At 58.9% G+C, this 24545-nt stretch carries 22 protein-coding genes; 12 read left to right on the top strand and 10 right to left on the bottom strand.

Annotation, left to right across the window (positions count from 1 at the left end):
- Window positions 1-102: 102 nt before the first annotated feature.
- The 3 genes from E1573_RS00815 to E1573_RS00805 all read right to left on the bottom strand — a co-directional run bounded on the left by E1573_RS00815 (window position 103) and on the right by E1573_RS00805 (window position 2960).
- A complete protein-coding gene (locus E1573_RS00815) occupies window positions 103-936 on the bottom strand; it encodes an ATPase (protein ID WP_133209644.1) in 834 nt (277 codons plus the stop codon).
- A gap of 88 nt (window positions 937-1024) precedes the next feature.
- Complete coding sequence (locus tag E1573_RS00810; protein WP_133209642.1) at window positions 1025-2020, bottom strand: NAD(P)-dependent oxidoreductase; 996 nt, start codon at window positions 2018-2020, stop codon at window positions 1025-1027.
- Window positions 2021-2069: 49 nt separating this feature from the next.
- Window positions 2070-2960, bottom strand: a complete 891-nt coding sequence (locus tag E1573_RS00805) for a LysR family transcriptional regulator ArgP (RefSeq protein WP_133209640.1) — start codon at window positions 2958-2960, stop codon at window positions 2070-2072.
- Between the two features lie 123 nt (window positions 2961-3083).
- Here E1573_RS00805 and E1573_RS00800 point away from each other — a divergent pair, with 123 nt between their 5' ends.
- The 4 genes from E1573_RS00800 to E1573_RS00785 all read left to right on the top strand — a co-directional run bounded on the left by E1573_RS00800 (window position 3084) and on the right by E1573_RS00785 (window position 8413).
- Window positions 3084-3683 (top strand): LysE/ArgO family amino acid transporter, encoded by a 600-nt coding sequence (locus E1573_RS00800; RefSeq protein WP_133209638.1) that lies wholly within the window; start codon window positions 3084-3086, stop codon window positions 3681-3683.
- Between the two features lie 188 nt (window positions 3684-3871).
- Window positions 3872-4468 carry a superoxide dismutase gene (locus E1573_RS00795; protein ID WP_133209636.1) on the top strand — a complete coding sequence of 199 codons (597 nt, stop codon included), beginning with the start codon at window positions 3872-3874 and terminating at the stop codon, window positions 4466-4468.
- Window positions 4469-4877: 409 nt separating this feature from the next.
- Window positions 4878-6929: a bifunctional diguanylate cyclase/phosphodiesterase gene (locus E1573_RS00790; RefSeq protein WP_133209634.1), complete on the top strand. Its 2052-nt coding sequence runs from the start codon at window positions 4878-4880 to the stop codon at window positions 6927-6929.
- A gap of 149 nt (window positions 6930-7078) precedes the next feature.
- Window positions 7079-8413 carry an imelysin family protein gene (locus tag E1573_RS00785; RefSeq protein WP_133209632.1) on the top strand — a complete coding sequence of 445 codons (1335 nt, stop codon included), beginning with the start codon at window positions 7079-7081 and terminating at the stop codon, window positions 8411-8413.
- Window positions 8414-8621: 208 nt separating this feature from the next.
- Here the strand turns inward: E1573_RS00785 and E1573_RS00780 are convergent, their stop codons facing one another.
- The 5 genes from E1573_RS00780 to E1573_RS00760 are packed head-to-tail and all read right to left on the bottom strand — an operon-like array spanning window position 8622 to window position 13191.
- The gene (locus E1573_RS00780; protein ID WP_133209630.1) at window positions 8622-9305 is read right to left on the bottom strand and encodes an SDR family NAD(P)-dependent oxidoreductase; all 684 of its coding nucleotides are present in this window, start codon (window positions 9303-9305) and stop codon (window positions 8622-8624) included.
- The gene (locus E1573_RS00775) at window positions 9302-10117 is read right to left on the bottom strand and encodes an SDR family NAD(P)-dependent oxidoreductase (protein ID WP_218568353.1); all 816 of its coding nucleotides are present in this window, start codon (window positions 10115-10117) and stop codon (window positions 9302-9304) included. Before E1573_RS00775 ends, E1573_RS00780 begins: the two co-directional genes overlap by 4 nt.
- 13 nt (window positions 10118-10130) lie before the next feature.
- Complete coding sequence (locus tag E1573_RS00770) at window positions 10131-10889, bottom strand: SDR family NAD(P)-dependent oxidoreductase (RefSeq protein WP_133209626.1); 759 nt, start codon at window positions 10887-10889, stop codon at window positions 10131-10133.
- Window positions 10886-12220: an MFS transporter gene (locus E1573_RS00765; RefSeq protein WP_133209624.1), complete on the bottom strand. Its 1335-nt coding sequence runs from the start codon at window positions 12218-12220 to the stop codon at window positions 10886-10888. Before E1573_RS00765 ends, E1573_RS00770 begins: the two co-directional genes overlap by 4 nt.
- Window positions 12221-12261: 41 nt before the next feature.
- Window positions 12262-13191, bottom strand: coding sequence for an alpha/beta hydrolase (locus E1573_RS00760; RefSeq protein WP_133209622.1), 930 nt, complete (start codon window positions 13189-13191; stop codon window positions 12262-12264).
- A 164-nt stretch (window positions 13192-13355) separates the two neighbouring features.
- Here E1573_RS00760 and E1573_RS00755 point away from each other — a divergent pair, with 164 nt between their 5' ends.
- The 8 genes from E1573_RS00755 to E1573_RS00720 all read left to right on the top strand — a co-directional run bounded on the left by E1573_RS00755 (window position 13356) and on the right by E1573_RS00720 (window position 23556).
- Window positions 13356-14291: a LysR family transcriptional regulator gene (locus E1573_RS00755; RefSeq protein WP_133209620.1), complete on the top strand. Its 936-nt coding sequence runs from the start codon at window positions 13356-13358 to the stop codon at window positions 14289-14291.
- A 175-nt stretch (window positions 14292-14466) separates the two neighbouring features.
- Window positions 14467-14949 (top strand): hypothetical protein, encoded by a 483-nt coding sequence (locus E1573_RS00750; RefSeq protein ID WP_133209618.1) that lies wholly within the window; start codon window positions 14467-14469, stop codon window positions 14947-14949.
- Window positions 14950-14972: 23 nt separating this feature from the next.
- Window positions 14973-15356, top strand: a complete 384-nt coding sequence (locus E1573_RS00745; RefSeq protein WP_133209616.1) for a hypothetical protein — start codon at window positions 14973-14975, stop codon at window positions 15354-15356.
- Between the two features lie 113 nt (window positions 15357-15469).
- The gene (locus tag E1573_RS00740; RefSeq protein WP_133209614.1) at window positions 15470-16897 is read left to right on the top strand and encodes a di-heme oxidoredictase family protein; all 1428 of its coding nucleotides are present in this window, start codon (window positions 15470-15472) and stop codon (window positions 16895-16897) included.
- 16 nt (window positions 16898-16913) lie between these two features.
- Complete coding sequence (locus tag E1573_RS00735; RefSeq protein WP_133209613.1) at window positions 16914-17978, top strand: imelysin family protein; 1065 nt, start codon at window positions 16914-16916, stop codon at window positions 17976-17978.
- A gap of 2 nt (window positions 17979-17980) precedes the next feature.
- On the top strand, window positions 17981-19078 hold the full coding sequence (locus E1573_RS00730; RefSeq protein ID WP_133209611.1) for a DUF1513 domain-containing protein: 1098 nt from the start codon (window positions 17981-17983) through the stop codon (window positions 19076-19078).
- A gap of 220 nt (window positions 19079-19298) precedes the next feature.
- Entirely contained in the window at window positions 19299-20450 is a 1152-nt protein-coding gene (locus E1573_RS00725; RefSeq protein ID WP_133209609.1) for an efflux RND transporter periplasmic adaptor subunit, read from the top strand.
- A 13-nt stretch (window positions 20451-20463) separates the two neighbouring features.
- Window positions 20464-23556: a multidrug efflux RND transporter permease subunit gene (locus tag E1573_RS00720; protein ID WP_256659443.1), complete on the top strand. Its 3093-nt coding sequence runs from the start codon at window positions 20464-20466 to the stop codon at window positions 23554-23556.
- 45 nt (window positions 23557-23601) lie between these two features.
- Here E1573_RS00720 and E1573_RS00715 read toward each other — a convergent pair whose 3' ends face one another.
- Both E1573_RS00715 and E1573_RS00710 read right to left on the bottom strand, forming a co-directional pair.
- The gene (locus E1573_RS00715) at window positions 23602-23829 is read right to left on the bottom strand and encodes a hypothetical protein (RefSeq protein WP_133209607.1); all 228 of its coding nucleotides are present in this window, start codon (window positions 23827-23829) and stop codon (window positions 23602-23604) included.
- Window positions 23829-24539 (bottom strand): lipopolysaccharide kinase InaA family protein, encoded by a 711-nt coding sequence (locus tag E1573_RS00710; RefSeq protein ID WP_133209605.1) that lies wholly within the window; start codon window positions 24537-24539, stop codon window positions 23829-23831. Before E1573_RS00710 ends, E1573_RS00715 begins: the two co-directional genes overlap by 1 nt.
- Between the last annotated feature and the right edge of the window lie 6 nt (window positions 24540-24545).

Below are 24545 nucleotides of genomic sequence, written 5' to 3'. Positions count from 1 at the left end.
TGCTGTAGGAGCGGGCTTGCCCCGCGATGGCGATTTATCAATCAACATCGCATCGCGGGGCAAGCCCGCTCCTACAGCAAGCCCGCTCCTACAGGGGGTTGATCAAGGCCGGGCGTTGATCTGCTGTTGCAGGTTCTGCACCTGGCTTTGCAGGGTGTTGATGCTGCGGCTCATCTGACGGCGAAACGCATCAAACTCAGCCACCGAAGCGCCGGATGCGGCCGGTGCTGCCGGGCGATTGTCCTGCTCGCTGCGCAATACAAGCAGGTCTTGCTCCAGACGCTCGATGGCGGCGTTCGGATTGCCCTGTTTCTTCAACGCAGCAATGTCGCTACCCAGGCTTTTGATCTGTGTATCGAGCTTGCCACCGTCTACCTGAGCGGCTTTCAACACCGCCAGCTCGTCGTTTACTGCTTTGAGCTGTGCTTGCAGTTCCGCCTGCAACTTGGCAGTAGCCGCTTGTTGCTCGCTGGCCTGCGCCAATACTTGCTCCAGGCGCTTACCCAAGTCCCCGGCTTGCCCTGCCACACCCTGCTGCAGCTGTTTCTGCTCCACCAGGCTGGATTGCAGCTGTTTGATCTGCAGTTTCAACGCCTCACTACCGGTGGATGCACTGGACTCACTGGCATCGACTTTGCCACTGATGGCCTGCAGGCGCCCGGCAGCTTCCTCGCTGATGCGGGCAAAGCTTTCCTGAGTGGCCACCAGTTGCTGCTCCATCAGCGTGACTTGCTGAAAGCTCCACCAGCCAAGGCCTGCCAAGGCGATGAAGGAAGCCCCCAGCAGCGCCCACAATGGCCCCGTAGCCGGCGATCGAGGCGCCTTGCGCGCACTACCGGCACGAATGTGTGGTACCTCGTCAAAGTCATCGTCATCGCGCGTACTGACACGCAAGGTGGGGACATTGTCGAAATTGTCTTGAGCTTCGTTACGCATGAGATCCTTCAACCGCAGTAATAGCAAATGGGCACCAGTATAAACCGCTTACCTGGCGCACTAGTCGATCACAATCTCGCTTCTGGGTTCATTGTTGCGGGTCTTGCGCCTTCCACCAGGCGCAAAACTCATCAAGCGCGGCCCACAGGCTGACCGTGGGCCGGTAGTCCAGTTGCTGGCGGGCACGGTTGATATCCAGGGTGAAATCCTTGCTCATCACTTGCATACCCAACCGCGACAACGTCGGCTGTGGCCGCCCCGGCCAAAGCATGCAGGCGCCTTCGTTGAGCGCAGCGAGGCTGTAGGCCAGGCCAAAGGAGCGGTAACGCGTCACTTGCGGCAACTGCATCTGGCGCATCACATAATTGACCACATCCCACACTGGCAGCGGATGACCGTTGCTGATGTTGTAGGCCTGACCCAATGCCTGATCATCGGCAAACAGAGCACTCAGCAGCGCTTCGTTAAGGTTCTGCACACTGGTAAAGTCGACCTTGTTCAGGCCGTTACCAATGATGGCCAAGCGGCGCTTGCGCTGCATCTGCAACAAACGCGGAAAAATACTGACGTCGCCGGCACCAGTGACAAAGCGGGGGCGCAAGGCCAGCACTTCAAGGCCAAACTCCTGAGCACCGAAGACTTTTTGCTCTGCCAGGTGCTTGGTGGCGCCATAGTGGTCGTAAAAGCGTCGCGGTACCTGGTCTTCATGGATGTTCAGTTGCGAGCGGCCATTAAAGTAGATAGAGGGCGACGACAGGTGCACCAGGCGCCGTACATGCTCTTTCAGACACGCTTCGACCACGTTCTCGGTGACCACCACGTTGCCTTGGTAGAAATCCTGATAACGCCCCCAGTTACCCACGGCCCCCGCGCAATGCACCACGGCATCGACCCCCTGGCACAGACGGCGGGCCAACTCCGGGTCGCCCAGGTCGCCGGGGATGAACTGCGCCCCGCGCCGCACCAGGTGCTCGACGCCTTCGGCGCGTCGGCCATTGACCCGGACTTCAAGGCCCTGCTCCAGGGCAAAACGCGCAAAGCGCCCGCCAATGAAGCCGCTTGCGCCGGTAACCAGAATTCGCATGTACCACTCCGCCTTACCAAATTTCAGATGCTGCTGACGCTGCCCGACCTTACAACGGCACCAGCCATTGCCGGGCGGTCTGCCGCAGGTGCTCGGTCAATTGCCCGAGCAGTTGTCCGCCATTGCGCCAATGATGCCAGTACAAGGGCACATCGATGGGCTTATCCACCGAAATTTCTACAAGACAGCCGCTGGCCAGTTGCTCACGCACCTGCAGCTCCGGCACGAGCCCCCATCCCAGCCCTGCCTCCGTCATACGCAGAAAGCCTTCGGAAGAAGGACACAGGTGATGCATGAAACCGTCTTCGATACCCAGCGACGCCAGGTAGCGGTGCTGAAGAAAATCATCCGGGCCAAACACCAGTGCCGGCGTACGCGGCAAACGCTTGGCGTCGAAGCCCTGGGGAAAGTATCGAGCCATGAATGCCGGGCTGGCCAGGGCGCGGTAACGCATGGCCCCCAACAGCATACTGCGGGCACCGGCCACCGGCCGTTCACTACCACACAAACAAGCGGCCACTTCGCCGGCGCGCATGCGTTTAAGGCCGACTTCCTGGTCTTCTACCACCATATCCAGCAGCACCTGCTGCTCGGCGCAAAACGCACCGACCGCACCAGCCCACCAAGTCGCCAGGCTGTCGGCGTTCAGCGCAATGCGCAAACGCTCTGGCATGCCCTCCTCGTCCAGCGCCGGAACCTGGCTTTGCAAGTCGCGCTCCAGTAGCCGCACCTGTTGTACATGGTTGAGTAATCGGCGGCCAACATCCGTCGGGCTGGGTGGGTTGGCGCGAATCAGAACAGGCTGCCCGACGCGCGCCTCCAGCAATTTGATGCGCTGAGAAATCGCCGACTGCGATAGCCCCAGCACCTGCGCTGCACGCTCGAATCCGGCTTGCTCGATGACCGCGGCAAGGGCCGACAGCAGTTTGTAATCGAACATTATTTTTCCTAATGCCAGATCAGCTTTATTTGTTTTTCTTATACAGCTGTGCGCCCCAGAATAGCCAGCATCTTCTTTGGTTAAATGCACCAGCTCCCAGTTGGTGCCTGTGGAGCATCCCCTATGTGGCAAAGCTACCTGAACGGCCTGCTGGTCGCCTTCGGCCTGATCATGGCGATCGGCACCCAGAACGCATTTGTCTTGGCGCAAAGCCTGCGCCGTGAGCATCACCTGCCGGTGGCCGCACTTTGCGTGATCTGCGATGCCATTCTGGTTGCCGCCGGGGTGTTTGGCCTGGCAACCGTGCTGGCACAGAACCCGACCTTGCTGGCGGTAGCACGCTGGGGCGGTGCGGTGTTTCTGATCTGGTACGGCAGCAAAGCCTTGCTGCGCGCCTGCTCGCAGCAGAGCCTGCAACAGAACGAAGGCCAAGGCCTGCGCTCACGCCGTGCAGTACTGCTCAGCGCGCTGGCAGTGACCCTGCTCAACCCCCACGTGTATCTGGACACGGTGTTGCTGATCGGCTCGCTCGGTGCACAGCAAACCGTTCCTGGCGCCTATGTGGCCGGTGCCGCCAGCGCCTCACTGTTGTGGTTCTTCACCCTTGCCCTCGGTGCCGCCTGGCTGGCGCCTTGGCTGGCGCGCCCCGGCACCTGGCGCCTGCTGGACCTGATGGTGGCGGTAATGATGTTTGCAGTCGCCGCGCAGCTGATCTTCAGCTGATTGCCACTCGTCTGGCGCTGGCGAAGGCTCTGGAACCTCTTTCCCGTACACTTGTTGCGTGGTTAAGCACAGGGCCGGGTGCTATGATCCAGCCCTTGCGTCGCAAAGAGTACAAACTCCCCGACGCACACCGGCCGCCCGTGATCGGCCTTGCGCTCACCGCAACAGACCTGATTAGGAGAATCACCATGGCTTTTGAATTGCCGCCGCTGCCTTACGCACACGACGCCCTGCAGCCGCACATTTCCAAGGAAACCTTGGAGTACCACCACGACAAGCACCACAACACCTACGTCGTGAACCTGAACAACCTGGTGCCAGGCACCGAGTTTGAAGGCAAAACTCTGGAAGAGATCGTCAAGTCCTCTTCGGGCGGTATCTTCAACAACGCCGCTCAGGTCTGGAACCACACTTTCTACTGGAACTGCCTGGCACCAAACGCCGGTGGCCAGCCAACTGGCGCTCTGGCTGAAGCCATCAACGCTGCTTTCGGCTCGTTCGACAAGTTCAAGGAAGAGTTCACCAAGACTTCCGTTGGCACCTTCGGCTCCGGCTGGGGCTGGCTGGTGAAAAAGGCTGACGGTTCCCTGGCTCTGGCCAGCACCATCGGTGCCGGTTGCCCGCTGACCAGCGGCGACACCCCGCTGCTGACCTGCGACGTCTGGGAGCACGCTTACTACATCGACTACCGTAACCTGCGTCCTAAGTACGTTGAGGCGTTCTGGAACCTGGTTAACTGGAAGTTCGTTGCTGAGCAGTTCGAAGGCAAGACCTTCACCGCTTAATAAGCAGTGGTAATAAAAAAACCCGGCGCGTCCGGGTTTTTTTGTGGCTTCACCGACCGACGTCTGAACTAACGCACTCGTAAAAGGCTTATCCCGGTGGGAGCGGGCTTGCCCCGCGAAGCGATCTGGCAAGCAAACCCAAATCGCAAAAAACCACACCCTCAGTAATCCATGAACAACCTTTTTCATCTGCACGACAGCGTCCAGCTCTTGCCCCAAACTGATACCGCGCTAACATCAAATCTTGAGAAGTTTGCATGCCGCTCTAAAGTCGCGAGGCCGGGCAACCGATACAGAGACAGCAGGAATACCATCACCTGAAGGTGAGGTAAGTTCTGTCATCGGCCGATAGTGGATTGCCACGAATAGTGGCAAAATGATGCCATGCGCATGGATTAAGGAAACCCCATTGAAGCTGGAACTCAAGAACAGCTTATCGGTTAAGTTGCTCAGGGTCGTACTGCTCTCGGCACTGGTGGTTGGTGTCGTGCTCAGTTGTGCGCAGATTGTCTTTGACGCCTACAAGACCCGTCAGGCTGTGGCCAGTGACGCCCAGCGAATCCTCGACATGTTCCGCGACCCTTCCACCCAGGCGGTCTACAGCCTGGACAAGGAAATGGGCATGCAGGTCATGGAAGGGTTGTTCCAGGACGAATCGGTACGTATGGCCTCCATCGGCCATCCCAACGAAACCATGCTCGCCGAAAAGTCCCGGCCCTTGCAGGAATCGTCGACACGCTGGCTGACCGACCTGATTCTTGACCAGGAACGTACCTTTACCACCCAACTGGTTGGCCGCGGCCCCTACAGCGAGTACTACGGCGACCTGAGTATTACCCTGGACACGGCGTCTTACGGCGCAGGCTTTCTAGTTAACTCGGTCATCATTTTTGTCTCCGGTGTACTCCGTGCGCTGGCCATGGGCCTGGTGCTGTACCTGGTGTATCACTGGATGCTGACCAAGCCGCTGTCAAAGATTATCGAGCACCTCACCCAGATTAACCCCGACCGCCCCAGCCAGCATCAGTTGCCACTGATCAAAGGCCACGAACGCAACGAATTGGGGTTATGGGTCAATACTGCCAACCAGTTATTGGCCTCGATCGAACGTAATACCCACTTACGCCATGAAGCAGAGAACAGCCTGCAGCGCATGGCGCAGTACGATTTCCTGACTGGCCTGCCCAATCGCCAGCAACTGCAACAACAACTGGACAAAATTCTGATTGATGCAGGTCGCCTGCAGCGCCAGGTCGCGGTGCTGTGCGTTGGTCTTGATGACTTCAAAAGCATTAATGAACAGTTCAGCTACCAGGCCGGCGACCAACTGTTGCTGGCCCTGGCGGACCGCTTGCGCGCGCACAGCGGTCGGCTCGGCGCCCTGGCACGTCTGGGCGGCGACCAGTTTGCTCTGGTTCAAGCCGACATTGAGCAGCCTTACGAAGCAGCAGAACTGGCGCAAAGCATTCTTGATGATTTGGAGGCGCCCTTCGCCCTGGACCATCATGAAATCCGCCTGCGAGCCACCATTGGCATCACCCTGTTCCCGGAAGACGGCGACAGCACCGAAAAGCTGCTGCAAAAAGCCGAACAGACCATGACCCTGGCCAAGACGCGCTCGCGCAATCGCTACCAGTTCTATATCGCCAGCGTTGACAGCGAAATGCGTCGGCGCCGCGAACTGGAAAAAGATCTGCGCGACGCCCTGCCACGCAATCAACTGCACTTGGTCTATCAACCGCAAATCAGCTACCGCGACCACCGTGTGGTTGGCGTCGAGGCTCTGCTACGCTGGCGCCATCCGGAGTTGGGCATGGTTCCGCCAGACCAGTTCATCCCTCTGGCCGAACAGAACGGCAGCATCATTGCCATCGGCGAATGGGTACTCGACCAGGCCTGCCGCCAATTACGTGAATGGCACGACCAGGGCTTCAGCGAGCTGCGCATGGCGGTCAACCTGTCGACCGTGCAACTGCACCACAATGAACTGCCGCGCGTGGTCAACAACCTGCTGCAGATCTACCGCCTGCCACCGCGCAGCCTGGAGCTGGAAGTGACCGAAACCGGTCTGATGGAAGACATCAGCACTGCCGCACAGCACCTGCTGAGCCTGCGGCGCTCTGGCGCGATGATTGCCATTGACGACTTCGGTACCGGCTACTCCTCGCTCAGCTACCTGAAATCACTGCCGCTGGACAAGATCAAGATCGACAAGAGCTTCGTCCAGGACCTGCTCGATGACGACGACGATGCCACCATCGTTCGCGCCATCATCCAGCTGGGCAAGAGCCTCGGCATGCAGGTGATCGCCGAAGGCGTAGAGACCGCAGAACAAGAGGCTTACATCATTGCCCAGGGCTGCCATGAGGGCCAGGGCTATCACTACAGCAAACCCCTCCCCGCCCGGGAGCTGACAGTCTTTCTCAAACAGGCACAGCGCAATCAGGTTTCGATCCTCTAACCCTTGCGGGCCGTGGGCAATCGGGCAGAAACACGCATTTGAATATTTACGTGGCTACCTCTTTACACAAAATGCAAATCTTTCGCATTATGTTGCAGTTTTGCGTACCCCCGGTACGCCTGTCCAACCTCTCGACGCAGGAATTCACCATGATTCGTATGCCTCTGGCCACCGCCAGTCTGTTGGCCATTGCCATCTCTCTCGCCGGTTGCGGCGACGACAAGGACAAGGCCGCCGCTCCGCAAGCTCCGGCTGCCACTGCAGCAGCACCGGCAGCGCCAGCAGCAGGCGCCGTCGACGAGGCCGCCGCCAAGGCCGTGGTCAAGCACTACGCCGACATGGTCCATGCTGTGTACAGCGACTCGCTGAGCACCGCCAAAACCCTGCAAACCGCCATCGACGCCTTCCTCGCCACTCCCAACGACGAAACCCTGAACGCTGCCAAGGCCGCCTGGACTGCAGCGCGCGTGCCTTACCTGCAGAGCGAAGTGTTCCGTTTCGGCAACACCATCATCGACGACTGGGAAGGTCAGGTGAACGCCTGGCCGTTGGACGAAGGCCTGATCGACTACGTCGACGCCAGCTATGAGCACGCCCTGGGCAACCCTGGCGCTGCCGCCAACATCATCGCCAACACCGAAATTCAGGTAGGCGAAGACAAAGTCGATGTCAAAGACATCACCCCTGAGAAACTGGCCAGCCTCAACGAGCTGGGTGGTTCCGAAGCCAACGTTGCCACCGGCTACCACGCCATCGAGTTCCTGCTTTGGGGCCAAGACCTCAACGGCACCGGCCCAGGTGCTGGCGCTCGCCCAGCCTCTGATTACCTGGAAGGCAAAGGCGCTACTGGCGGCCACAACGAGCGTCGCCGTGCTTACCTGAAGGCTGTGACCCAGCTGCTGGTCAATGACCTGGAAGTAATGGTCGGTAATTGGAAGCCGAGCGTTGCCGACAACTACCGCGCGACCCTGGAAGCCGAGCCAGTCACCGACGGCCTGCGCAAAATGCTGTTCGGCATGGGCAGCCTGTCGCTGGGTGAACTGGCGGGCGAGCGTATGAAGGTTTCCCTGGAAGCCAACTCCCCAGAAGACGAACAGGATTGCTTCAGCGACAACACCCACAACTCGCACTTCTACGACGCCAAGGGCATCCGCAACGTCTACCTGGGCGAGTACACCCGCACCGACGGCACCAAAATGACCGGCCCAAGCCTGTCGTCGCTGGTCGCTAAAGTTGATCCGGCCACCGACACCACGCTCAAGGCCGACCTCGAAGCCACCGAAGCGAAAATCCAGGTGATGGTCGACCACGCGGCCAAAGGTGAGCACTACGACCAACTGATTGCTGCCGACAACGCCGCCGGCAACCAGATCGTACGTGACGCCATCGCCGCCCTGGTCAAACAGACTGGCGCCATCGAGCAAGCCGCAGGCAAGCTGGGCATCGCCAACCTCAACCCGGATACCGCTGATCACGAATTCTGATCCGCGCTCCGCGTCTGAGTTAAGCCAACACCCTGCCTGTAAATCCGATACCAGCTCGCTGGTATCGGATTTTTTATGCCTGTTTCCCAAGTGGGAACAACTGTCTTACAGGGCTTTGCCCGAAGTGACCACCGACTCCCGGTAGGAGCGGGCTTGCCCCGCGATTCGGTGTGACTGACAGATCGCTGTGCAGTTTGTTCATACAGCGCTAGTAAGTTGCCCGCCCCCCTGAAATGTCATATACCGCACCCGTCGAATAGCTCAGGCGGTCCGATACCAACCACGCCACAAGCTCAGCCACTTCCCGGGGCTGCCCTTTGCGTCCCATGGGGATTTTGCTCATGGATCGGGCCAAATTGGCATCGGACATGTCATCGATAATAGGTGTGTCAAAAATGGTCGGTGCAATGGAATTGACTAACACGCCGCTCGTTGCCAACTCCTTCCCCAGGGACTTGGTCAGCCCGATTACCGCTGCTTTGCTGGCAGAATACGCGCACTGATTAGGGTTGCCCTCCTTGCCCGCCATACTGGAGAAGTTGACGATTCGCCCCCACCCATTGGCAAGCATGCTCGGCACGAAGGCCTTGCACAGGTTGAAGGTGCCCGTAAGATTGACCTGCAGTGTGCGATTCCACTCGCCGTCATCAGTCTCCCACAGCGGTGTATTGGGGCCTGCGATACCGGCACTATTGATCAGAATATCGACCGGGCCGACGAGGCTTGCCAATCGAGCGACTGCCTGTGCGTCTGTTACGTCGAGCGTATGCTCGACCGACGCCTGGATGTCCACCGTGATAACCCGCAGCCCATCCTCTCGCAATCGATCTGCCGTAGCCTTGCCCAGCCCACTGGCCGCGCCCGTTACCAGTGCTATACGGGGTTTGCTCACAGGTCACCCGTTCCTTTGCCGATGCGCCAATAGACGCCACCACCTGACATCCCGCCATCGACCGGCAGGTCCGCTCCGGTAATGAATGACGCATCAGGCCCCAGGAGGAAAACCACCGCTGCCGCGATTTCATCCGGGTCGGCACCACGCGAGAGCAAGGTCGCATCGGCGTTGCCCTGGTGAAACAATTGGGCTTTTTCGGCGTTATGCACCACGTTGGCCTGCAGGATCATCGGCGTTTCAACCAACCCTGGGCAAACGGTGTTGACCCGTATGCCCTGATCCGCAAGCTCCAGCGCGGCGGCTCGTGTCAGGCCTCGCAATGCCCATTTGCTGGTGGTATAGGCCGCACTGAAATAGCCAATCAGACCGGCGACGGAGGAAATATTAACGATGGCTGCACCTGCCGGCATCAGTGGCGCCAGCGCCCGGATCGCTAAAAACGCTCCTTTGAGGTTGATGTCCAGCAGGTGATCCCACTCTTGCGCCGAGGTCTCAGTGACTTTTTTGCGCAGCGTAATGCCTGCATTGTTCACCAGACCGAACAGTGGCAACCCCGCCTCAAGAATGTCTCGGGCCAGACCCGTCCAGGTTGATTCCTGCGACACATCAGCGACCCGAATGATCAACGTGGCGCCGGATGTGTGAGCTGCAGTAACCAAGGCATCCCACAACGGGTCATCGTCTGGAATCACGTCAACTGCATACACCGTTGCTCCCGCTTTCAGCAGGCGCAGGACTTCTGCTGCGCCCTGACCACGTGCACCGCCGGTAACCACTACAGCCTTGCCCAACCAATAATTGCTATTCATAGACATTCCCGTACTAGGCATGAGTAATTCCGCCGTCGACAACCAACACATGACCCATTACGTAGGAAGAAGCCTGTGAAGAGAGAAACAGCACCGCCGAGGCGATTTCGTCCGGGCGGCCCAAGCGACGTGCCGGGGTGCGCTGCATATAGCTTTCATAAGCCTGAGGATCGCCGTGCATCCAGCTACTCATCGGTGTTTCGATATAACCCGGAGCGATCGCATTCACGCGGATTCCCAGCGGGCCCCACTCCAGCGCCAGGCATTGGGTCAAATGGGCAATGGCTGCTTTGGCTGAGGCATAGTCGGCACAGTTGGGACGTGCCTTGATGCCGGCGTAGCTGGAAAGGTTGACGATGGCTCCCGAACCGCGCTTGAGCATGCAAGCCGCAGCCGCTTGCGCGCCAAAGAATGCCCCTTTGAGATTCACATCCAGGGTGCGTTGCCAGTCGCCAGTGCTCAGCTCGAGTGCGCTGCTACGCGCTAACATGCCCGCGTTGTTGACCCAAATATCGATGCCTGCGTGACGGGCCTCGATCCGTTCAACCAACCCACGAATGGCCTCTACATCCGTCACGTTCAAGTGTTCACATTCGACATCCAGACCGGCAAATGCCAACGCGATTGCCTCAATGTCCAGGTCCGTAGCAATGACCTTGACCCCATTGGCACACAGCGCCCGTACGGTGGCCTGGCCAATTCCGCCGCCAGCCCCTGTCACCACAGCGATCTTGTCCTTCAGGTCGTTATATGTAGCTGTCTCGGTGTTCATGCAGTTTGTTCGCTCATTTTGGAAACAGTGTGATCCTGGCCCGGCAATGGGATGTCATTGAGATCCATCCTCGCGGTTTCCTTGATGATGTAGCCGGCAGCGAATGCCATCAGCCCAAGGGACATGACATACACGCTGTAGACCCAACCCAAGTCATGGCTTGAGAGCCAGGTGTTGAGATAGGGAGCAGTACCGCCGAAGATCGCCACAGAGAGCGATGACACCAGCCCTACGCCCATTGCCCTTACCTGGGTCGGTACTTGTTCTGCCAGAACTGCCGGGAAGATCGCGGCAAGCAACGCCCAAACCGAGAGCCCGATGCACTGGGCGACAAACAGTGTCCAGGGTTGCTCGGTGACGAGCATCGACACAGGGATAACCACCAGCGCTACACCGAGCCCAAACGCCATGACCATGGGTCGACGACCGTATCGGTCGGACAACATTCCGCACACCGGCAACCAGAGCATGCACAGCAATTGTGCAAACAAACTGGCCAGGTAAGCACCGGTAGCATCCATGCCTTGGGTTGCAATGGCTGTGGCCGGCGCAAAGGTGACCCAGGTGTAGTAAGTGGCATTGGAAGCGGCAGCGATCATCACGATGTTGCGTATGATGAGTGCCGCTTGCCGGCCACTGACCGGCGGTTTTTGTTCGCCGCAGTGCAGCGTGGGTGCTTGGTGCTTGAACACTTCGGTTTCGGTAGCACTGCGGCGCAGGAACAACGCGTACACGCCCAGTAGCGCCCCTATGCCGAACCCCACGCGCCAGCCCCACGCTTGCATTGCAGCATCACCCAAGAGTGCGCTGAGCAGGCCAGCCAACGCCGTGGCGCTGATGACACCAAACGTGACGCTGACGAAAACCGAACTGGACCAAAGCCCACGTCGGTTCGCTGGGGCTATTTCTGCAACGTAGGTGTACGCCACCCCCGACTCACCACCGTGCGCCAAGCCCTGAACCAAGCGGCAAACGAACAAGCACACCGATGCATACACACCAATGCTTTCGTAACTGGGGATCAGTGCAATCGCCAGACTTGTTAAAGCCAGCAGGCACATGGTCAGCAACAAGGTGAACTTGCGGCCATGCCGATCACCGATATGCCCGAATAACCAGCCTCCCAAAGGCCTGGCCAAGAAGCCGCCGGCGAAAACGCCCAGGGTCGCCAGCAACGCTGACGTAGGGTCGGTGGAATCGAACAAGTTCAGCGAGAGATAAACCGAGAAGGTTCCGTACAAGGTCCAGTCGAACCATTCCAGTGCGTTCCCGACAGCCACCGCGCGCAATGAGGCCAGCCGATGCTGGCGGTCATGAATGTCTAAGGTCATTGTTTTTATTTTTTAGTGAGGTGAATAAGAAATTGAATGGCTTAGCCCAGGTGTTCCATGAACCACCTTGCAGCGGCCTGGCTGGTGACGGAAAAGTGTTCGGTGTATACCGAGTAGTGCCCGCCCCGTAGCACAATCATTTGCTTGGGCTGATGGGCTTCATTGAATGCATCTTGCTGTAGGTCTGCCGGGGTCAACCCATCATCGGCGGCAACAATCATCAATAACGGGGTCGGTGCAATCCGCCGGATGAACGCACCGGGAAAGTAAGCCCGCGCCAGTTCCAGAGAGCGCAGCGTGACCGCATTGACCCAGGTAGGGCAGCGCCGACTTTCTCCACTCATGTACTCAAAAGAGTCGATGCCCGGATAGGCGACAGGCGCTCCAGGGTCTGCATCGATCAGCGCGATGCGCACGGGTTCGTCCCCCGCGAAGCGCGCTTCACGGTCAGCCTCGAAACGCGCCTGTTGGACCTGCCATTGATCGAATCGCACCCGCCGCTGAGCGGCCTTGTATCCATCGATGGTCGGCACCTGGCTGACCACGCACTTGACCCGTTTATCAATTGCTGCGACGACCAAAGCATGGCCACCGCTGTAACTGGTGCCCCAGATGCCGACGCGTTCCCGATCGACTTCCGGGCGCGAACGCACATAAGAAATCGCATTGCGAAAATCTTCGATCTGGCGCTGTGGATCAATTTCCTGTCGGGGCTCCCCCTGGCTCTTGCCCAAGTTTCGAAAATCAAAGGTCAGTGCAGCGAACCCCTGATTGACCAGAGTTGCCGCATAATCTTCAAGGTCGCCACCGGCGACCATCGACCAGCCGTGGGCGAGTACCACCACCGGCAGTTGCTCCGTACGACCCTGGGGCAGATAAAACGTGGCCCGCACCTTCTCCCCTTCAACGCCAAACTCCACAGCCTGGGCCGTACCATGGAGCTCCACTTTCATTTGATTGGCTTGGCTCATCTTGATCTCGTCTGGACAGTAAGCGATGCCAAAAAGTGTATGAACCGGTATTACCTCGAACAAGGATGATTACGCCTCCGATCGATCGCTAATTCCGATTGATTAGACAGCCACGCTGACGAACAATGTATCGGCGTTTCATGCCTGCTCAGCGGAGATCCTCGATGGAGTTGCGTCAACTGGAGTGTTTTTTATCAGTGGCCAAAGAGCTGCACTTTGGCCGCGCAGCTGAAAAGCTACACATGGGGCAGTCTTCGGTTTCGGAGTCGATCAAAGCACTGGAACGCTCAATTGGCGGACCTTTATTTGAACGCACCAGCCGCAGGGTATCGCTGACCCTATTGGGCGAAACGCTGCTAAGAGGCGCTGGGCCTGCGTTCGTTACCTTGAAGTCCACCTTCGAAGAATGCAAAAGTCAGGCTTCAGGCAGAACCCGCCGCTTGGTTATCGGCTTTCTCGGCGGTGGCTTTTATGAACTGTATCGCCCGCTGGTGGCCGAGTTCGCTGAACGGTATCCGCAAGTCGAGCTGCAGTTTGTCGAACTTACTTATGTCACCCAATTTGCAGCCATTGTCGATGGCACCGTCGATGCCGCTTTTTGCCGCCTGCCCTTGGGCAAAGAAGGACTCACTCGTGGCCCGGTCATCATGCAAGATCAACGTATGCTCTGCGTGCCTCAAGATCACGTTTTTGTTGGTAACGGGCCGATTGATCCTGAGCGCTTGGCTGACGAAAAAGTGGTAAGACTCGTCCCTGGCTCCGTCAGCCAGGAGTGGGAAGACTTCCACTTCCCAAGGTACACCCCTCAGGGAAAACCAATCGCTGATGGCCCGCAGGTCAGAACTATTCGAGAAGCGCTAGCAGCCGTCAGCGCCCGGCAAGGTTTAGTCATGGTGACGCAACGGGCTGCCAACTATTACGCAACGCCGAACGTCGCCTTTGTCGAAATTCAGTTACCCCCCATAGCTTCGGCGCTGGTACAGCGCGCGGACGATGCACGGCGGATCCTGCATGAGTTCAACGACATTCTTGTAAGCCTGGCCCAGCGTTTCGGCACGCTTCCAGTACATGGTCTGGTTTTCACCAGTGACAAAACTTAAAACAAAGGGCTCAACAGTAGCCCGCTGTCGAGGTAACTCACTGTGTCAAAGAGCCTTAGGGCCCGCTCCTATAGCCGGTATTTTCAGTGCACCACCCGAAGAAACCCTACCTGCTGAACGCCGCGCCCGCCATTGGTCATCCTGATACCTCCCCAAAGCGGAAGCAGGAAGACCAATGCAACAGATACTGGATGTATGGGGTGAAGGCCGAATCGTAGACGCTACAAACAATCCCGCAGTGACCACCGGGTTCACCCACGCCTACAACCTCAACAAGGTTGGCCAACACATTTCCAATGGACCTCACACAGGCCAACCGATTCCCCATTTACTACCTGTGACGGAATACGAGAACCCAGTGTTTCCCGTGGATGACCGGTCAGTGCCACACATCACCCTGATGGGGGCGCCTATCACTACCGGCACGGCCAAAGAGATGTGCCGGGTGCTGACACTCCCGGGGACGATTTACCTCTACGACCCCAATGAATTTGACCGAAGAACATTCGAAGCTGTTTCGAGCGAACAAGGTATTACCTTGCGTGGCCGCTTCAAACCCTCAGAACTGGAGCCGCCGTTCAATGAGATCTCGCTGCAGGCCGTGTATGTCTACATGAGCGACCCGGTGCCTCTGGTCAGACCTCATCTGAACACCTAACCCACCTTTCAAGGAAGAACACCATGGCTAGCGTTACCTATATCAAGTCGATTGCCAACAACACCCCCTACACCCTGACACTGATCAACGGCGAGAACTCCAGCTACATGTTCGCAATTGGCGCCCAAAGTGCCTGGAATGGTTCGATGGCGGTCCCCTGGATTGGCAAAGTTGAAGAAAACTACAAGGCCCTGCAACTGATTCTCGGCCCCCGCTCGGAAACCAAAATCTGGCTATTCCAAGACTATTGGCTGCCGGCTCATAAAGACGCCGTCAAATACATCACAGGTAGCGCCATGGACTACAAAGGCTCAACCGAAGAGCTACCCGGCAATAACCGTGATGGTGGCAACAAGAACCTGATCATCAATCTGGTCAAGCGAGAATTCGAAGTGACCATGGTCTAGTTCAAGCGGGGTTTAGCGACGATTTCATCTAGCGAACGCAAATCCCTCTTATTCCAGAATCCTGAGCCTGCTAAGCTTGCACGCCGGTTTTTTGCTCAAGCTCAGGATTCTTGATGTCTTCGTTGCTGCTCCGTCTCAGCCCGCTGTTGCTGGCCTTCACCCTGGCCGCCTGTGACGACGCCCCTCGGTTTACCCAGGCTGAGCCGGGTGAAGCCTTGGCCGGTGGGCAAACCACCGTAAACAAGCGTGATCAGAACGCCTACTCCATGCCTTCGGCCAACCTTGCGCCCAGCCGGCGCCTGGACTTCAGCGTTGGTAACAGCTTTTTTCGCAGCCCATGGGTAATCGCGCCATCGACCACCACCGCGCGTGACGGCCTGGGCCCGCTGTTCAACAGCAACGCCTGCCAGAACTGCCATATCAAAGATGGTCGTGGCCATCCGCCCGGCCCCAGCGCACAGAATGCGGTGTCGATGCTGGTGCGCCTGTCGATCCCCGATCAGCCACAGTACGCCAAGGTCATCGAGCAGCTGGGTGTGGTTCCCGAGCCGGTCTATGGTGGCCAGTTCCAGGACATGGCCATTCCCGGCGTGCCCCCTGAAGGCAAGGTACGCGTTGACTACACGCCGCTCACTGTCACCTTCAAAGACGGCAGTAGCGTCGAACTGCGCAAACCCCAACTGCAGATCAGCCAGTTGGGCTATGGCCCGATGCACCCGGACACCCGCTTTTCCGCCCGCGTGGCACCACCGATGATCGGTCTGGGGCTGCTTGAGGCTATCCCCGAGGAGGCGCTGCTGGCCAATGCCGACCCGCACGACAGCAACGGTGATGGCGTGCGCGGCCGCGCCAACCAGGTTTGGGACGATGCATTGGGTAAAACGGTCATCGGGCGCTTCGGCTGGAAAGCCGGGCAACCGAATATCCACCAGCAGAACGTACACGCGTTTTCCGGCGACATGGGCCTGACCTCCAGCCTGCGCCCGGTAGACGACTGCACCCCAGCACAGGTCGGTTGCCTGCAGGCCCCCAACGGCAACGGCGCCAACGGCGAGCAGGAAGTCAGCGACAACATTGCCCGTATCGTGTTGTTCTACACCCGTAACCTGGCGGTTCCGATCCGTCAGGATGTCGATTCACCGCAAGTGCTGGCCGGCAAGAACTTGTTTCACCAGGCTGGCTGCCAAAGCTGCCATACCCCAAGCTTCACCACTGCGGCCAATGCTGCCGAACCCGAACTGGCCAATCAGTTGATCCGTCCTTACAGCGACCTGCTGTTGCACGACATGGGCCCTGGCCTGGCAGATAACCGGACCGAGTTCAAAGCCAGCGGTCAGGACTGGCGCACCCCGCCGCTGTGGGGCATCGGCCTGACCCAGACGGTCAACGCCCAGGCCGGATTTCTTCACGATGGCCGCGCCCGCACCCTGCTTGAAGCCGTACTTTGGCACGGTGGCGAAGCAGAAGCGGCCAAGCAACACGTCTTGAGTTTCAATGCCGAGCAACGCGCCGCGTTGTTGGCATTCCTGAATTCACTTTAAAAGAGAGGAGCCGGGCATGTTCCGACCCAAACTGTTGTTCACCAGCCTTGCCGCCCTCGCCCTGGGCGCCTGTTCGCCACAAGATCCACAAGCGGTAACTTCCGCAGCCATCGCCAAGCAGGTGATCCTGCCGACCTACAGCCGCTGGGTTGAAGCCGACCGCCAACTGGCCGTCAGCGCACTGGCCTACTGTGAAGGCAAGGCTGACCTGGCCACTGCCCGGGCCGACTTCCTGCACGCGCAAAAGGCCTGGGCCGAGCTGCAACCGCTGTTGATCGGCCCGCTGGCTGAAGGCAACCGCGCCTGGCAAGTACAGTTCTGGCCAGACAAGAAGAACCTGGTAGGCCGTCAGGTTGAGCAATTGGTCAACGGCGACAAGCCAATCGATGCCGCCAGCCTGGGCAAATCCAGCGTCGTGGTGCGTGGCCTGTCTGCCTACGAGTACATTCTTTTCGACAGCAAGCCAGATGTTGCCAGCGCCGAACAAAAGGCCCGCTACTGCCCGCTGCTGGTGGCCATCGGCGAGCACCAGAAAGCCCTGGCCGAAGACATCCTCAAAGGCTGGAACAGCACCGACGGCATGCTGGCGCAACTGACCAAGTTCCCCAACCAGCGCTATGCCGACTCTCACGAAGCGATCGCCGATCTGCTGCGTGCCCAGGTGACCGCCCTCGATACCCTGAAAAAGAAGCTCGGCGCGCCGATGGGACGCCTGAGCAAAGGCATCCCGCAGCCGCTGCAGGCTGAAGCCTGGCGTAGTCAGTCCTCGCTCAAGAGCCTGGAGGCCAGCCTGACAGCCGCACAAGCCGTGTGGGGGGGTGTCGATAACCAAGGCCTGCGTGGCCTACTGGGCAACGATCAGAAAGCCCTGGCCGACAAGATCGACGCTGCCTACGCCAACGCAATCAAGCTGCTGAACGGTAATGACAAGCCGCTGAGCGAACTGCTGGACGACGAAGCAGGCCGCCAACGCCTGAACGACATCTACGACAGCCTCAACGTTGTTCACCGCCTGCACGAAGGCGAGCTGGCCAAGGCGCTAGGCATTCAGCTGGGCTTCAATGCCAACGATGGTGACTGATCATGTTGCGACGCCAGGCTCTCAAACTCGGTAGCGTTCTGCTCAGCGCCCTCACCTTGGGTGGCTGGACGCTGTTTCGTGGCAAAAACGCCAGCCCGCTGCTGCTGTCGGCGCGGGACGACAGCGACGGTAAACACTATGCCGTCGGCTATCGCCTGGACGGCACGCAAGTGTTCGCTACCGAAGTGGCCCAGCGTTGCCATGACATCATCAACCACCCAGAGCAGCCGATAGCCCTGTTCGTCGCTCGCCGACCTGGCACCGAAAGCTACCTGATCGACCTGCGCGACGGGCGCCTGATCCAGACCCTCGTCTCCCAGCCGAACCGGCATTTCTATGGGCATGCGGTGATCCATAAAAGTGGTGAGTGGCTGTACGCTACCGAGAACGACACCACCGATCCCGGTCGTGGCGTGCTGGGGGTATATCGCTTCGACGGTGAGCGCCTGACCCACAGCGGCGAAATTTCCACCCACGGCATTGGCCCGCATCAGGTGTCGTGGATGCCCGATGGCGAAACCCTGGTGGTAGCCAACGGCGGGATTCGTACCGAAGCTGAAAGCCGGGTAGAAATGAACCTCGACGCCATGCAACCGAGCCTGGTGTTGATGCAACGCGACGGCACGCTGATCAGCACGGAAGTGCTGGCGCAGCAAATGAACAGTGTGCGTCACCTGGCGATTGCCAGCGACGGCACTATCGTCGCTGGGCAACAGTTCATGGGGAGCGGTGATGAAACTGCCGAGCTGTTGGCGATCAAGCGGCCTGGACAAGCCTTCCAGGCATTCCCGGTACCCGAGCAGCAGTTGCAGTCGATGGCCAACTACACCGCAAGCGTGGCCATTCATAACGAATTGCGCCTGGTCGCACTGACTGCGCCACGCGCCAATCGTCTGTTTATCTGGGACCTGGACACTGCGCAAGTACGTGTGGACGCGCCAATGCCCGATTGCGCTGGAGTGGGTGCGGTGGCCGATGGTTTTGTCGTCACCTCCGGTCAGGGCCGGTGCCGGCTGTACGATTGCCGCAAGGCCGAGTTGATCGGCCAGCCACTGCAGTTGCCTTCCGGGCTTTGGGACAACCACCTGCACTTGACCTGAGAATTAAGCCAATCCATTCGGTGGGAGCGGGCTTGCTCCGCGATAGCGGTCTGTCAGTCACCTGGTATCGCGGGGCAAGCCCGCTCCTACATAGAAAATACCAAGGAACACAGGGTTCCCTGACCCTGTCAAACGAGTAATATTCGGCTACAGCGCACGTGGGCAGGATCGCCCGTGGTCGTGCCAGTCGAACAATAATTCGTATCCAAGGAACTGGACTATGCTGCGCCGCCGCATGCTGATCATGTTAGGTGTTGTTGTGCTGCTCGTGTTGATACTGGGGGGCTACAAAGCATTCTCCATTTATCAGCAAGTGCAGATGTTTTCGGCCCCCAAACCACCTATCAGCGTGGCGGCGACCGAATCCAGCGAGCGCGCCTGGCAAAATCGCCTGCCCGCCGTGGGCAGTCTCACGGCCTTCCAAGGTGTCGACCTGAGCCTGGAAACGTCTGGCACGGTCAAAGCCTTGCAATTCGAGTCCGGGCAGAAAGTCAGCAAAGGCCAACCGCTGCTGCAACTGGACAGCGATGTCGAGACCGCCCTTTTGGGCACCGCGATGGCTGACCTGGGCCTGGCTCAAGTGGACTTCAATCGCGGCAGCCAACTGGTCGGCAGCCAAGCTATTTCACGCGGCGAGTACGACCGCCTGAACGCTCAATACAAGCGCAGCAAGGCGGTGGTCGATCAGCTCAAGGCGGCCCTGGCCAAGAAAAGCATCAGTGCCCCCTTCAGCGGCACCATCGGCATTCGTCAGGTCGATATCGGCGACTATCTGGCCAGCGGCACGGTCATCGCGACCCTGCAGGATCTGAGCAGCCTGTATGTGGACTTCTTTGTCGCCGAACAAGCGATCCCCAAGCTGAGTATCGGTCAGCAAGTGCTGGTCAGCGTGGCGGCGTATCCGCAACAGACCTTCCCCGGCACCATCAGCGCCATCAACCCCAAAGTCGAAGACAGTACCCGCAACGTGCGCGTACGTGCCACCTTGGCCAACCCCGAAGGCAAGCTATTGCCGGGCATGTTCAGCAGTTTGCAGGTGTTACTGCCTGATCCCAAGCCACAGGTGGTGGTACCGGAGAGTGCCGTGACCTATACCCTCTACGGCAATTCGGTGTACGTGGTCGCAGCGAAAAAGACTGAAGACGGGCAGGTGCAGAAAAACGCCGAAGGCCAACCGCAACTGATCGCTGAACGCCGGTTTGTCGAGACAGGTGAGCGCCGTGATGGCTTGGTGGTGATCCACAAAGGTTTGCAAGCAGGTGAACAAGTGGTCACTGCCGGTCAGTTGAAACTGACCCAGGGCGCGTCAGTCACTATCACTCCGGATAAAACCCTGCCCCCATCGAACAACCAGCAGTCACGCGCCAACTGACCGAGGACGCATCATGGCTTTTACCGATCCGTTCATCCGCCGGCCGGTGCTGGCAAGCGTTGTCAGCCTGTTGATCGTGCTGCTGGGATTCCAGGCGTGGAGCAAACTGCCCATCCGCCAGTATCCGCAGATGGAAAACGCCCTGATCACGGTAACCACCGCCTACCCCGGGGCCAACGCCGAAACCATTCAGGGCTACATCACCCAGCCGATGCAGCAAAGCCTGGCCAGCGCCGAGGGCATCGACTACATGACCTCGGTGAGTCGTCAGAACTTCTCGGTGATTTCCATTTACGCCCGCATCGGTGCCGACAGCGACCGCTTGTTCACCGAGTTGCTAGCCAAGGCCAACGAGGTGAAAAACAAACTGCCGCAGGACGCCGAAGACCCGGTGCTGAGCAAGGAAGCCGCCGATGCGTCGGCGCTGATGTACATCAGTTTCTTCAGCAGTGAACTGAGCAACCCGCAGATTACCGACTACCTGTCCCGGGTCATCCAGCCCAAGCTGGCCACCCTGCCCGGTATGGCTGAAGCGGAAATTCTCGGCAATCAGCTGTTTGCCATGCGCATCTGGATCGACCCGGTGAAGCTCGCCGGTTACGGTCTGAGCGCCAATGAAGTGACCGATGCCGTTCGCCGCTACAACTTCCTCTCGGCAGCTGGTGAGGTCAAAGGCGAATACATCGTCACCAGCATCAACGCCACCACTGAGCTGAAATCCGCTGAGGCCTTCGCCAACATCCCGCTGAAAACCAGCGGTGACAGCCGTGTGCTGCTCGGTGATGTGGCCCGGGTGGAAATGGGCGCAGAAAACTACGACACCGTCAGCTCCTTCGACGGCACCCCCTCGGTGTACATCGGCATCAAGGCCACGCCCGGTGCCAACCCGCTGGAGGTCATCAAAGAGGTGCGCAAACTGATGCCTGAGCTGCAAGGCCAGCTACCGCCCAACCTCAAGGCCTCGATTGCCTACGACGCCACGCTGTTCATCCAGGCGTCGATCGACGAGGTGGTCAAGACCCTGGTCGAGGCGGTGTTGATCGTGATTGTCGTGGTGTTCTTGTTCCTCGGCGCCTTGCGTTCGGTGTTGATCCCGGTAATCACCATTCCGCTGTCGATGATCGGCGTGCTGTTCTTCATGCAACTGATGGGCTACTCGCTCAACTTGCTGACCTTGTTGGCCATGGTGTTGGCGATCGGCCTGGTGGTCGACGACGCCATCGTCGTGGTGGAAAACATCCATCGCCATATCGAAGAAGGTAAAACACCCTTTGAGGCAGCACTGGAAGGCGCCCGAGAGATCGCCATGCCGGTGGTGTCGATGACCATTACCCTGGCTGCGGTCTATGCCCCTATCGGCTTTCTGCAAGGGCTGACCGGTGCGCTGTTCAAGGAATTCGCCCTGACGCTGGCCGGTGCGGTGATCATTTCCGGGATTGTCGCCCTGACCCTATCGCCGATGATGTGCGCCCAGCTATTGCGCCACGACGCCAACCCCAGTGGCCTGGCGCACCGCTTGGACCAACTGTTCGAAGGCCTCAAGGTGCGCTACCAGAAGCTGCTGCACGCCACCCTCAACACCCGGCCGGTGGTATTGGTATTCGCCGTGATTGTGCTGTGCCTGATTCCGGTGTTTCTGATGTTCACCAAGAACGAACTGGCACCGGATGAAGATCAGGGCGTGATCTTCATGATGGCCACCGCACCACAGCCGACCAACCTCGATTATCTGAATACCTATACCGATGAGTTCCTGGGCATCTTCAAGGCGTTCCCCGAGTACTACTCCTCGTTTCAGATCAACGGTTTCAACGGTGTACAGTCGGGGATCGGTGGCTTTCTGCTCAAACCCTGGAACGAGCGCGAGCGTACGCAGATGGAACTGCTGCCACTGGTACAAAGCAAGCTCGAAGGCATCGCCGGCCTGCAGATTTTCGGCTTCAACCTGCCCTCATTGCCGGGTACCGGCGAAGGGTTGCCATTTCAGTTCGTAATCAATACCGCCAACGACTACGAATCTCTGCTGGAAGTGGCCGAACGGGTCAAGGAACGCGCACAGGCCACCGGCAAATTTGCCTTCCTGGACATCGACCTGGCCTTCGATAAACCCGAAGTGGTGGTCGATATCGACCGCGCCAAGGCGGCACAGATGGGCGTGTCTATGGATGCCCTGGGCAGCACGCTGGCAACGCTGCTCGGCGAAGCGGAGATCAACCGCTTCACTATCGACGGACGCAGCTACAAGGTCATTGCCCAGGTGGAACGGCCCTACCGCGACAACCCCGACTGGTTGAGCAACTACTACGTGAAAAACCAACAAGGGCAGATGCTGCCACTCTCGACGCTGATCAGCATCAGTGACCGCGCGCGGCCCCGCCAGTTGAACCAGTTCCAGCAGCTCAACGCTGCAATCATCCAGGGGTTTCCCATGGTCAGCATGGGCGAGGCGCTGGACACCGTAAGCAGCATTGCCCGTGAAGAAGCACCGCAAGGCTACGCCTTTGACTATGCCGGTGCTGCGCGCCAGTTCGTTCAGGAAGGCAGTGCCCTGTGGGTGACGTTCGGGCTGGCCCTGGCGATCATCTTCCTGGTGCTGGCCGCCCAGTTTGAAAGCTTTCGCGACCCGCTGGTGATCCTGGTGACAGTACCACTGTCAATCTGCGGAGCGCTGATACCGCTGTTCCTCGGTATCTCCAGCATGAACATCTACACCCAGGTGGGCCTGGTGACGTTGATCGGGCTGATCAGTAAGCACGGCATTCTGGTGGTCGAATTCGCCAACCAGTTGCGCTTGCAGAAGGGATTGAGCGCTCGGGAAGCGGTGGAAGAAGCTGCGGCGATACGCCTGCGCCCGGTGCTGATGACCACGGCGGCAATGGTCTTTGGCATGGTGCCCTTGATTCTGGCCAGTGGTGCCGGGGCGGTCAGCCGCTTTGATATCGGAACGGTGATTGCCACCGGGATGTCGGTGGGCACCCTGTTCACCCTGTTCGTGCTGCCGTGCGTCTACACCTTGCTGGCCCGTAAGGACTTGAGCCCAGCGACGAGCACGCCTCCTGTAGGAGCGGCGGTGCGGCGACCCGGCTTGCCCCACGATGGAATGTGACTGGCACACCGCAATTGCGGGGCAAGCCCGCTCCTACTGGCTGTATCAGTTTTGCCCGCGCAACCCCTGACTCATGCCAAACAGGAACAGTAACAAGTCGTGGTCGGGGGTGGCTGACGTCTGAGGCTTCAGCACTTTCGGCGCAGGGCACTGCACCGCATTGTCACAATGGCTGAACACCACAGGCCCGGGCTCTTCCCAAGCCGCCACAGCAGCAGTGGCTACCCCAAGGGCAGCCACGAGAAACAAACCTCGAGCTATTTCTAGTTTCATTACTCTAAACCTTTGACAACGCTGCCAAACGCCATCTGGTAAAAATAGAGCAGCTTTCGCCATTCTGCGTCATTGAATGACGAATGGCGGCGCAATTGCTTTAGGTCTTTGGCGGCTGCATGTTGGCAACTGATGCGCCGACGGCACTTCTCAAGGTCCAGCAATGCAACTTCGGCCCGTGCCTCGTCGCCTTCACCGATGACTTTGATAAAGATGTGTTTGCCGTACAGGCAACCATGCTGCCAGTGCCCCCGGTGCATCCGCGCCAGGTTCTGCGCCAGGTCTTGCAACATGCGCTCGTGCAGGACTTCGCTGTAGCGTTCGCGCGCACCGTTGGCGTACCAGTTGTCGGAATCTTCAAAACCATCCAGGGCTTCACTTACCAGCAAGGCGCGCCACTGGTGATCGGCATCACGTTCAACACCGCAGTAAACGATATGCGGAACCCGCACACCCAATTGTTCAAAGCTGTTGATTGCATCGTACTCACGTAACACCGTCGGACGGCCGAACGGGTGCATCAGGCTACGGTAGATATGGCCGATCTGACGCTTGGAGTACAGCACCTGACCCTTTTCATCGCTCAGCCGCTGTACACCACTTTCGCCACCTCGCCGCTGGTTGGGCGCCTCGACCCATTCACCCTGCTGCTGCCAAAAGTGCGCAAAACAGTTGTTTTCCGTCGTTGTTCCAGAGCGCTCTACCGCCATGCCCTA

The sequence above is a fragment of the Pseudomonas sp. H9 genome (assembly GCF_004353925.1).
Lineage (GTDB): Bacteria > Pseudomonadota > Gammaproteobacteria > Pseudomonadales > Pseudomonadaceae > Aquipseudomonas.
Note: the sequence above shows the minus strand (reverse complement) of the source record. Positions and strands in the feature narration are given on the sequence as shown.

Coding starts and splice junctions, on each gene's coding strand:
- E1573_RS00785 (WP_133209632.1), top strand. CDS start 7,079: ATGATTCGTATGCCTCTGGCCACCGCCAGTCTGTTGGCCATTGCCATC.
- E1573_RS00810 (WP_133209642.1), bottom strand. CDS start 2,020: ATGCGAATTCTGGTTACCGGCGCAAGCGGCTTCATTGGCGGGCGCTTT.
- E1573_RS00815 (WP_133209644.1), bottom strand. CDS start 936: ATGCGTAACGAAGCTCAAGACAATTTCGACAATGTCCCCACCTTGCGT.
- E1573_RS00755 (WP_133209620.1), top strand. CDS start 13,356: ATGGAGTTGCGTCAACTGGAGTGTTTTTTATCAGTGGCCAAAGAGCTG.
- E1573_RS00795 (WP_133209636.1), top strand. CDS start 3,872: ATGGCTTTTGAATTGCCGCCGCTGCCTTACGCACACGACGCCCTGCAG.
- E1573_RS00770 (WP_133209626.1), bottom strand. CDS start 10,889: ATGAACACCGAGACAGCTACATATAACGACCTGAAGGACAAGATCGCT.
- E1573_RS00735 (WP_133209613.1), top strand. CDS start 16,914: ATGTTCCGACCCAAACTGTTGTTCACCAGCCTTGCCGCCCTCGCCCTG.
- E1573_RS00720 (WP_256659443.1), top strand. CDS start 20,464: ATGGCTTTTACCGATCCGTTCATCCGCCGGCCGGTGCTGGCAAGCGTT.
- E1573_RS00765 (WP_133209624.1), bottom strand. CDS start 12,220: ATGACCTTAGACATTCATGACCGCCAGCATCGGCTGGCCTCATTGCGC.
- E1573_RS00745 (WP_133209616.1), top strand. CDS start 14,973: ATGGCTAGCGTTACCTATATCAAGTCGATTGCCAACAACACCCCCTAC.
- E1573_RS00805 (WP_133209640.1), bottom strand. CDS start 2,960: ATGTTCGATTACAAACTGCTGTCGGCCCTTGCCGCGGTCATCGAGCAA.
- E1573_RS00710 (WP_133209605.1), bottom strand. CDS start 24,539: ATGGCGGTAGAGCGCTCTGGAACAACGACGGAAAACAACTGTTTTGCG.
- E1573_RS00740 (WP_133209614.1), top strand. CDS start 15,470: ATGTCTTCGTTGCTGCTCCGTCTCAGCCCGCTGTTGCTGGCCTTCACC.
- E1573_RS00750 (WP_133209618.1), top strand. CDS start 14,467: ATGCAACAGATACTGGATGTATGGGGTGAAGGCCGAATCGTAGACGCT.
- E1573_RS00715 (WP_133209607.1), bottom strand. CDS start 23,829: ATGAAACTAGAAATAGCTCGAGGTTTGTTTCTCGTGGCTGCCCTTGGG.
- E1573_RS00730 (WP_133209611.1), top strand. CDS start 17,981: ATGTTGCGACGCCAGGCTCTCAAACTCGGTAGCGTTCTGCTCAGCGCC.
- E1573_RS00725 (WP_133209609.1), top strand. CDS start 19,299: ATGCTGCGCCGCCGCATGCTGATCATGTTAGGTGTTGTTGTGCTGCTC.
- E1573_RS00800 (WP_133209638.1), top strand. CDS start 3,084: ATGTGGCAAAGCTACCTGAACGGCCTGCTGGTCGCCTTCGGCCTGATC.
- E1573_RS00775 (WP_218568353.1), bottom strand. CDS start 10,117: ATGAATAGCAATTATTGGTTGGGCAAGGCTGTAGTGGTTACCGGCGGT.
- E1573_RS00760 (WP_133209622.1), bottom strand. CDS start 13,191: ATGAGCCAAGCCAATCAAATGAAAGTGGAGCTCCATGGTACGGCCCAG.